Origin of the sequence: Streptomyces sp. UH6, assembly GCF_013421635.1 — a bacterium.
GTDB classification, from domain to species: Bacteria; Actinomycetota; Actinomycetes; order Streptomycetales; family Streptomycetaceae; genus Streptomyces; species Streptomyces abyssomicinicus.
This window is the reverse complement of the sequence record NZ_JACADT010000147.1, coordinates 1-8,761: the sequence shown is the minus strand read 5'-3', so window position 1 is coordinate 8,761 and position 8,761 is coordinate 1. Positions and strand designations below refer to the sequence as shown.

The following is an 8,761-nucleotide window of genomic DNA, read 5'->3' as shown; positions in this document are numbered from 1 at the left end:
GGCGGGTCTCGCGCTCTGCGACGGCGGCCTGGTCGTCGACCTGTCGAGGATGACGGCGGTGGAGGTCGACGCCGGTGCGCGCACCGCCCGGGCCCAGGGCGGCTGCACGCTGGGGCACGTGGACCGGGCGACCCAGCCGCACGGACTGGCCGCGCCGCTCGGCGTGGTGTCGCAGACCGGCATCGCCGGCCTCACCCTCTCCGGAGGCATGGGCTGGCTCCGCCGTGCGCACGGCCTGAGCTGCGACGCCCTCCTCTCCGCGACCGTGGTCACCGCCGACGGCGAGGTCCGCACCGTCGACGCCGACCACCACCCGGACCTCTTCTGGGCGATCCGCGGGGGCGGCGGGAACTTCGGTGTGGTCACGTCCTTCGCGTACCGGCTGTACCCGGTCGGCCCGGAGGTCCACCTCTGCAACGTGTACTACCCGGCCCGGCACGCACGCGAGGTGCTCCGCGCCTGCGAGAGCCACCTGGCCGCGACGCCGGACGCCGGATACGCGCCGCTCGGCGTGTTCGGGCGAGTCCTGGCGGACGACGAGCTGCCGGCCGGCCTGCACGGAGAGCCGTTCGTCGCGCTGCTGGCCCTGTACCCGGGCGACCCCGCCGAGGGGGATGCCGCACTGCGCCCGCTGAGGGAGATCACGGAGCCCCTCTTCGACCTCAGCGGCGTCACCACCTACCTGGCGGCCCAGTCGCTCCTCGACGAGGACTACCCCGACGGCGACCGCTACTACTGGAAGTCCGTCAGCCTGCCCGGCCTCGGCGACGAGATGATCGGCCGCCTCGTGGACCACGCCGCCCGGGCGCCGTCCCCCACCTCGACGGTCGACGTCTGGTTCCAGGGCGGTGCGATGGCGCGAGGCCCCGGAGAGGAGACCGCCTTCACCGGCCGGCACGCCCCCTACCTCATCGGCATCGAGGGCAACTGGTCGGACGCCGCCGACTCGGAACGCAACATCGCCTGGGTCCGCGACACCTTCGCCGCGCTGCGCGCCTTCTCCGACGGCGGCATCTACCTCAACTTCCCGGGCTTCCTGGAGGAGGGCGAGCGACTCGTCCGGGAGAGCTTCGGCGCCAACTACGAGCGCCTGGCGGCGGTCAAGGCGGCCTACGACCCGGGGAACCTCTTCCGCCACAATCCCAACATCCTCCCGAAGGCCTGACCGCGGCGAGCCGTCGGCCGGGCCTTCGGGAGCGGTCCCGCAACGGGCACTGCGGGCGGTGAAGGAGCCCGTTGCGGAAACTGTCCGGTACCCGGCGCCCCGCAGGAGCGGGCACCCGAGTCCGGGAAAGCGCCGGCGCGGGTGGCTAGGAAGCCCTCACCGGAGTCGCGCTGTCGTCCGCCCGGACGACGGGCCTCCGACGCAGCGCCGTCTCGACGGCGTAGGCGCCCGGGCCGAGGAAGGCGATCAGCAGGAACGTCCAGCAGAACATGACGGACAGTTCACCGCCGTTCACGATGGGGAACAATCCGTTCGACTGGTGGACGCTGAAGTAGGCGTACGCCATCGACCCGGAGCAGATGGCGGCCGACACCCGGGTGAAGAGACCCAGGGCCACCAGGCCCCCGCCCACCAGCTGGATGACCGCGGCCCACCAGCCGGGCCACTGCAGAGTGGGCACGGTGCCCCCGCCGTGGGCACCTCCGAGGACGCCGAAGAGCGAGGCGGCGCCGTGGCAGGCGAAGAGGAAGCCCGTCACCAGACGGAAAGCGGCATGCACCACAGGGGTCGCCGTGCGTAACAGCTCCGGGCGATCGTTCGACGGCACAGTCATGACTGCTCCTCGTGGGGGGATTTGGAGAAGTTTACGTTTGGACGATCTTGATCTGATCGTTCATTCAAGCCTCGAACGCAGAATAGCCATTCGAAACAGCCGCGCCCACGTTCCCCACCCGCCATTCCTGGCGGCATTACTTCGGTACGCGGGCGGCCTGCCCCGCGGCGAGCCCGAGTGGTTGCGGCGTCCAGGGTGAGTGGGGAAACAGGGGGAGGTGACGTACGCAGGCGTACTCCGGCGGCGTCGGCCGCCCGGCCGGGCGGAGGGTTCTGGGACACGGGTTCCGGCTGGTCCTCGGCCCTTTCCCCCCGCCCGCCGGGAGCGCGGCGGCGTGAGGGCCGCCCCGGCGGCTGGGCGGGGAGCGTCCGATTAACGGGGTGCGGCCGACGGGCCGGAGGGGGCCGCGCGGTCGCCGGCGCGTCGTGGCGACCGCCGATATCGCGCCGTCGCCCTCGTGCGTGCCGCCCCGTGGGATGCCCGGATCCGTGCCCCGCCGGCGGCCGCGTCGCCCGTAGGTGGGGTACACGCCACCTTCCGGCCCCTGCGGCGATGAACCGGTAAAGCGCCTGTCTCCGGACGGCCGTCGGCCGTAGCCCCCGGGCATGGCGCCTTGTGTGGCGATTCGGGTGCCCTGCCTGTTCAGGGAAGGAGCGGACGCGTGGGAACGGCGGGGAGCGCCCGCTCTAGACCGGTTCACCCGAGGGCACTAGGTTGAGCGCGCTGCACCAGAAAGAACGAGGCACGCGCACGCACCCACGTCCCTCCGAAGGAGTCCGCAGATGAAGGAAGTCGTCCAGCTCACCGAGGGCTGGAGCCTCGACCTCGACGGCACCACGCTGCCCGCCCAGGTCCCCGGCTGCGTCCACACCGATCTGCTCGCGGCCGGCCGGATCCCGGACCCCTACCTCGGCCTCAACGAGAACGAGGTGGCGTGGGTGGGCCGCCGGGCATGGACCTACTCCCGCACCCTGGAGCCGGCCGGGACGGCGGCGGAACAGCCCCACGAGCGCACCGACCTGGTCTTCGACGGCCTGGACACCGCCGCGCTGATCACCCTCGACGGCCGGCAGCTGGGCCGGACCCGCAACATGCACCGGCAGTACCGTTTCGACGTCACCGGCCGCCACGGCCTGCTACGGGTCGAGTTCGCGTCGGCCTACGACGAGGCCGACGCGGTCCGGGCCTCGACGGGGGAGCGGCCGAACGTCTACCCGGAGCCGTTCCAGTACATCCGCAAGATGGCGTGCGGCTTCGGCTGGGACTGGGGGCCGACGCTGGTCACCGCCGGGATGTGGCGGCCGGTCCGGCTGGAGCGGTGGTCGACGGCCCGGCTGGCACGGGTGCGTCCCCTGGTGACGGTGCGGGAGGGCGTCGGGAGGGTGGAACTGCGCGTCGACGTCGAGCGGACCGAGCGGGGCGCGGACCGTCGCCTCGAGGTGCGCGCCCAGGTCGGCGGCGTCCACGCCCGGGCCGACGTCGGGGCGGACGGGGCGGTGGTGACCCTCGAACTGCCGGACCCCGAACTCTGGTGGCCCCGCGGATACGGAGAGCAGCCCCTGTACGACCTGGACGTCACCCTCGTCGAGCAGGGCACGGACGAGGACGCCCCGGAGGGCGCTGCCGGCGCCGCCGGGGCCGACGGCGGCCGGCGGCTCGACCACTGGACGCGACGCATCGGGTTCCGCGACGTCGTGCTGGACCGCGCCCCCGACGCCCACGGCACCGGCTTCACCTTCCTGGTCAACGGCGTCCCCGTCTTCGTCCGCGGCGTGAACTGGATCCCCGACGACGCCTTCCCCTCCCGCGTCACCCCCGAGCGCTACCGCACCAGGCTGGAGCAGGCGGCAGGCGCCGGCATCGACCTCGTGCGGATCTGGGGCGGCGGCCTCTACGAGGACGACGCCTTCTACGACGTCTGCGACGAACTGGGCCTGATGGTCTGGCAGGACTTCCTCTTCGCCTGCGCCGCCTACCCGGAGGAGCAGCCGCTGCGCGGCGAGGTGGAGGCCGAGGCCCGCGACAACGTGGTCCGGCTGATGCCCCACCCCAGCCTGGTGCTGTGGAACGGCAACAACGAGAACCTGTGGGGCTTCCGCGACTGGAACTGGGAACCCGAGCTCGACGGCGACTCCTGGGGCGGCGGTTACTACCTCGACCTGCTGCCCCGTGTCGTCGCCGAACTGGACCCGACCCGCGCCTACACGGCCGGCAGTCCTTGGTCCGGCTCGTGGGACCACCACCCCAACGACCCCGCGCACGGCACCCATCACTCCTGGGAGGTGTGGAACCGCCGGGACTACGCCGAGTACCGCGACTCGGTGCCGCGCTTCGTCGCGGAGTTCGGCTGGCAGGCCCCGCCCGCCATGGCGACCCTGCGCCGCGCGCTGCCGGGGGAGAGCCTCGCCCCCGACTCGCCCGGCATGCTCCACCACCAGAAGGCCGAGGACGGCAACGGCAAGCTCGACCGGGGTCTGGCGCGCCACTTCACGCCGCCGAAGGGCGACTTCGACCGCTGGCACTACCTCACCCAGGTCGTCCAGGCCCGCGCGGTGGCCACCGGTATCGAGCACTGGCGGTCGCACTGGCCGGTGTGCGCGGGCACCGTCGTCTGGCAGCTCAACGACTGCTGGCCGGTGAGCTCCTGGGCCGCCGTGGACGGTGACGGCCGCCTGAAGCCGCTCTACCACGAGCTGCGCCGGGTCTATGCCGACCGCCTGCTGACCCTCCAGCCGCAAGGCGGTGACGCCGACGGCCCGTTGCTCGCCGTGGTCAACCAGTCCGCCCGGCCCTGGCAGACCTCGGTCACCCTGCGGCGCGTGCGGGCGGACGGCTCCACGGTGGCGGAACAGGCCCTCGAACTGACCGTGGGCGCGCGCCAGGTCCACCGCCAGGCCGTGCCCCGGCACCTGGTCCCGGACGCCGCCTCCGCCGAGGAGTTCCTGGTCGCCGACGCGGAGGACGGGGCGGACGGCCTGCGCGCCCTGCACTTCCCCGTCGCCGACAAGGACTTCGCCTACCCCGCCCCGCGCTACGACGTCGAGGTGGTCCCGGCCGGTGAGGGACACGGTGGCGGCGGGGGTAATGTCGAGGTCGTGGTGACTGCACACACTCTGGTACGAGACCTTCTCCTGCAGGCCGACAGGCTGGGACCGGACGCGGTCTGCGACTCCGGCCTGCTGACCCTGCTCCCCGGCGAGCGCGTCCGCCTCCGGGTCGGCAGCGCCGCGGAGACCGGCGGTGACGCCGTGCGCGGGGCCCTCTTCTGCGTGGAACCCGCGTGAGCACACCGCCGGGCCGCGTCACCATCAAGGACGTCGCCGCGGCCGCCGGCGTCTCCAAGGGCGCCGTGTCGCTCGCCTTCAACAACAAGCCGGGCGTGTCCGGGGCCACCCGGGAGCGCATCTTCGCGGCCGCCCGGCAACTCGGCTGGGCGCCGAACTCCGCCGCGCGCAGCCTCTCGCGGCAGTCCGTCGACACCGTCGGGCTGGCCCTGTGCCGGCCCGCGCGTCTGCTGGGGCTGGAACCCTTCTACATGGAGTTCATCTCCGGCATCGAGAGCGTGCTCGCCGAGCACGACTGCTCCCTGCTGCTGCGCCTGGTCGGCTCCCTGGAGGAGGAGATCCAGCTCCAGGAACGCTGGTGGCGGGAGCGGCAGGTGGACGGCTCGATCCTGGTCGACTTCCACCAGGGCGATCCGCGGATCTCACCCCTGCGCGCACTCGGCCTGCCCGCCGTGGGCGTGGGCCACCCGGACCTCACCGGCGGCTTCCCGTCGGTGTGGACCGACGACGCCACCGCCGTCGCCGAGGCCGTCCGCTACCTGGCGGCGCTCGGCCACCGGCGGATCGCCCGCGTGGGCGGGCCCGCCGGCCTGGGCCACAGCGCCATCCGCGCCGAGGCGTTCGAGCGGACCATGGAGGAACTCGGCCTGGACGGCGGCCGCCACGTCGAGACGGGCTTCTCGGGGGAGGAGGGCGCCCGGGCGACCCGGATGCTGCTGCTGGCCTCCGACCGCCCCACGGCCATCGTCTACGACAACGACATCATGGCCTTCGCGGGGTTTGGCGTGGCCGCCGAGGTGGGCGTCGCGGTGCCGGACGACCTGTCCCTGCTGGCGTGGGACGACTCGCAGCTGTGCCGCCTGACCCATCCGACCCTGTCGGCGATGAGCCACGACGTGCACGGCTTCGGCGCCGAGGTCGCACGGGTCCTGTTCGACCTGCTCGCGGGCCAGGACGTTCCGTCGCGGCCGGTGGCGACGCCCTCACTCGTGCCGCGAGGGTCCACCGCGCCTCCTCGCCCGTAGCGTCGCGGCCGCCCCACGCCACGACGCCGGCCGCCGCCCCCCTCCCCCCGGCGGAGGGGGAGGCGGGGCAACCCGGTACGTGGGCGGGGCAGGGCGGGAGGAGTGGGCGGGCGAGGGGTGAGAGCCGTCGTGGTCCCTCTTCGCTACCGGTGTCCGGGGGAGAGGCCCGTGGCCGCGACGAACAACGTTCCCTCACCCTCCGCCGTGACGTCCCGGTCCGAGTCGGGGAGGAAGCACGAGCCGCCCGGCCCCAGCGGCACCTCCTGGCCACCGGGCCCGCGCAGGAGCGCCGTGCCCTCGGCGCAGAGGGCGATCCGGGGCCCCCGCGCAGTCACGGGCTCCGGGCGTTCGCCGAGCCGGACCCGGTACAGCGCGAACTCCTCCACCGGGCACCGGTACACCCGCGTACGCTCCGACCCCGGCACGGGGTCGGGCCGCACCACGGGGACCGGCACCGCGGGGTCGGTGATCCGCAGCAGCTCGGGTATGTCCACCTCCTTCGTGGTGAGGCCCGCGCGCAGCACGTTGTCGGAGGCGGCCATCAGCTCCACGCCCACTCCGCGGATGTAGGAGTGCAGTCCTCCGGCCGGCACGAACAAGGCGGTGCCCGGCTCCAGGACCCGGTGCCGCAGCAGCAGGGAGGCGACCGGACCGAGGTCACCCGGGTGGTGCACGGCCATGCGCGCCACCGCGTCGTAGGCCGCCGTGTGGGGCCCGGGGAGCGCCGCCTGCCGCCGGCTAGCCTCCACGACGGCGTGCACCAGCGCCGCACGGTCGTCGCGCGGCCACTCGAGCACGGTCCGCAGGGCGTCGCCGAGCGCGGCCGCGCCGGCCCCGTCGCTGCCGCTGCCGCTGCCGCCGCCGTCGTCGTCACGCAGGATGTGCGTGACCCGGCGCAGACGCGCGAGGCCGAGTCCTTCCAGTACGGCCACCGCCTCGTCGCGGGAGCGGAAGCCGGCGAGCACCTCGAAGGAGGTGAGCGCGTAGAGCAGTTCGGGTTTGGGCCAGTCGTCCGCGTACGGCCCCTGGTCGGCCCCGCCGCTCCGCCGGGCGCCGAACCCCGCGCGTGCCTGCTCCCGGTCCGGGTGCACCTGGATGGACAGCGGCTGTTCGGCGGCCAGCACCTTCAGCAGGAAGGGCAGCCGGCCACCGAACCGGCCGGCGCATGCCGCCCCGAGCTCCCGTTCCGGGGCGTCGGCGACCACCCGCTCGAGCGTGGTCGTGAGCCCGTCGCGGGTGAGGCCGGCCGGACCTGCCGGATGGGCACCCATCCACAGCTCCGCCTCGGGGCCGGCCGAGGGCTCTTCCCGTCCCTGGAGCCTGGCCAGTGCGTGCCGGGAGCCCCAGGCATAGGGCTTGATGATTGGTCGCAGTAGATCCACGGTCGGTACCGTAACCATGATTTGTGTAAACCGGTATATGGGTGGAGGAGCGCTGTCCCGCCCGGGTGGTGGGGTTGCCAGGTGAAGTTCACCCGGCGGTGGTCGGTAACCGGTTTAGCTGCTCGCTTCGATGCGCCGACCGGCTGCGCGGGAACCGCGGATTCTCTCCGGGCACGGCCCGGCTGACCGGTCACCACCTGATCCCGGCGGCGCCCGTGCGTGGCATCCTGCCCGCAGCGACGTCCCGGTCGGTGGGGCGGCCGAGGGAGGGGCGACGACGTCATGACGACGACCGGGCGGACGGCCGAGGGCGGCACGGGGGAGCGGCGGCGCATCGGGGTCCTGGTGTTGGGGAACCTCCTCGGCGGCGTCGGCGTGGCCTCCGGCATCACCGTGACCACCCTGCTCGTGGAACGGCTCGGAGCCACCGAGCTGGCCGGGCTCGGTCAGGCGGTCGGGGTGCTGGGCGCCGCGGTGGCGGCGGTGCCGCTGGCCCGGCTGGCGGCCCGGCGCGGGCGCCGGTGGTCGCTGGGCGTCGGCTACGCGATAGCGATCCTGGGCGCCTCGCTGATCGTCGCCGCCGCGACGGCCGGGCAACTGGCCCTCGTCATGGCGGGCCTGTGTCTCTTCGGCGTGGCCCAGGCGTGCAACCTGCAGACCCGGTACGCCGCCGCGGACGGCGTCGCGCCCGAGGTGAGGGCCCGCACCATGGCCGTGGTGGTGTGGGCGACGACCGTCGGTTCCGTCGCCGGACCCAACCTCACCGCCTTCGGCCAGGCGGTCGGCGAGTCCGCCGGGGTGCTCGGACTGGCCGGGCCGTACCTGCTCTCCGGTGCGGCGTTCGCGGGGGCGTGCGCGCTGGTCGTGGCGTTCTACCGCGGCAGGGAGGAGAAGCCCGGTCCGCCCGGCAAGGCCACCGGAGCCGGGCCGGCCGCGATGGGGGCGCTGGCCGCCCTCCGCTGGACGACGGGGCACCCCACCGCCCTGTTCGCCGTCGTCCTCCTGGCCACCGCGCACGCGACCATGATCATGGTCATGGTGATGACGCCGCTGCACATGCAGCACCACGGCATGTCCCTGCGGATCGTCGGCGTGGTCATCAGCGTGCACATCGCCGCCATGTACGGACTCAGCCCGGTCTTCGGCCGCCTGGCCGACCGCTGGGGCCCGCTGCGCACCGCCTTCCTCGGCATCGCCGTCCTCTGGGCCGCCGTCACGCTCGGCTACGCGGCCGCCTCGGGCGGCGGGGAGACCCTCACCGCGGCGGCCCTGGCGGTGCTGGGCCTCGGCTG

General features: G+C 73.8%; 6 protein-coding genes. 4 read left to right on the top strand and 2 right to left on the bottom strand.

Going from position 1 to position 8,761, the window contains the following annotated elements; genetic code table 11:
* The coding region (locus tag HW445_RS10735) for an FAD-binding oxidoreductase (RefSeq protein WP_180220793.1) at nucleotides 1-1,165 on the top strand (1,165 nt) is incomplete at its 5' end.
* Between the two features lie 145 nt (nucleotides 1,166-1,310).
* Here HW445_RS10735 and HW445_RS10730 read toward each other — a convergent pair.
* Complete coding sequence (locus HW445_RS10730; protein WP_180220792.1) at nucleotides 1,311-1,778, bottom strand: DoxX family protein; 468 nt, start codon at nucleotides 1,776-1,778, stop codon at nucleotides 1,311-1,313.
* Between the two features lie 782 nt (nucleotides 1,779-2,560).
* Here HW445_RS10730 and HW445_RS10725 point away from each other — a divergent pair.
* The gene (locus HW445_RS10725; RefSeq protein ID WP_180220791.1) at nucleotides 2,561-5,062 is read left to right on the top strand and encodes a glycoside hydrolase family 2 protein; all 2,502 of its coding nucleotides are present in this window, start codon (nucleotides 2,561-2,563) and stop codon (nucleotides 5,060-5,062) included.
* Nucleotides 5,059-6,087: a LacI family DNA-binding transcriptional regulator gene (locus tag HW445_RS10720; RefSeq protein ID WP_180220790.1), complete on the top strand. Its 1,029-nt coding sequence runs from the start codon at nucleotides 5,059-5,061 to the stop codon at nucleotides 6,085-6,087. Before HW445_RS10725 ends, HW445_RS10720 begins: the two co-directional genes overlap by 4 nt.
* A 143-nt stretch (nucleotides 6,088-6,230) precedes the next feature.
* Here HW445_RS10720 and manA read toward each other — a convergent pair whose 3' ends face one another.
* The gene (manA, locus tag HW445_RS10715; RefSeq protein ID WP_180220789.1) at nucleotides 6,231-7,469 is read right to left on the bottom strand and encodes a mannose-6-phosphate isomerase, class I; all 1,239 of its coding nucleotides are present in this window, start codon (nucleotides 7,467-7,469) and stop codon (nucleotides 6,231-6,233) included.
* Nucleotides 7,470-7,751: 282 nt separating this feature from the next.
* On the opposite strand from manA, the gene HW445_RS10710 reads away from it, so the two are divergent.
* Nucleotides 7,752-8,761 (top strand): MFS transporter (locus tag HW445_RS10710; protein WP_180220788.1); only part of this gene is annotated, 1,010 nt, incomplete at its 3' end.

Excerpts from the sequence above, each read along its gene's own strand:
- HW445_RS10730 (WP_180220792.1), bottom strand. The coding sequence starts at position 1,778 with ATGACTGTGCCGTCGAACGATCGCCCGGAGCTGTTACGCACGGCGACC.
- HW445_RS10725 (WP_180220791.1), top strand. The coding sequence starts at position 2,561 with ATGAAGGAAGTCGTCCAGCTCACCGAGGGCTGGAGCCTCGACCTCGAC.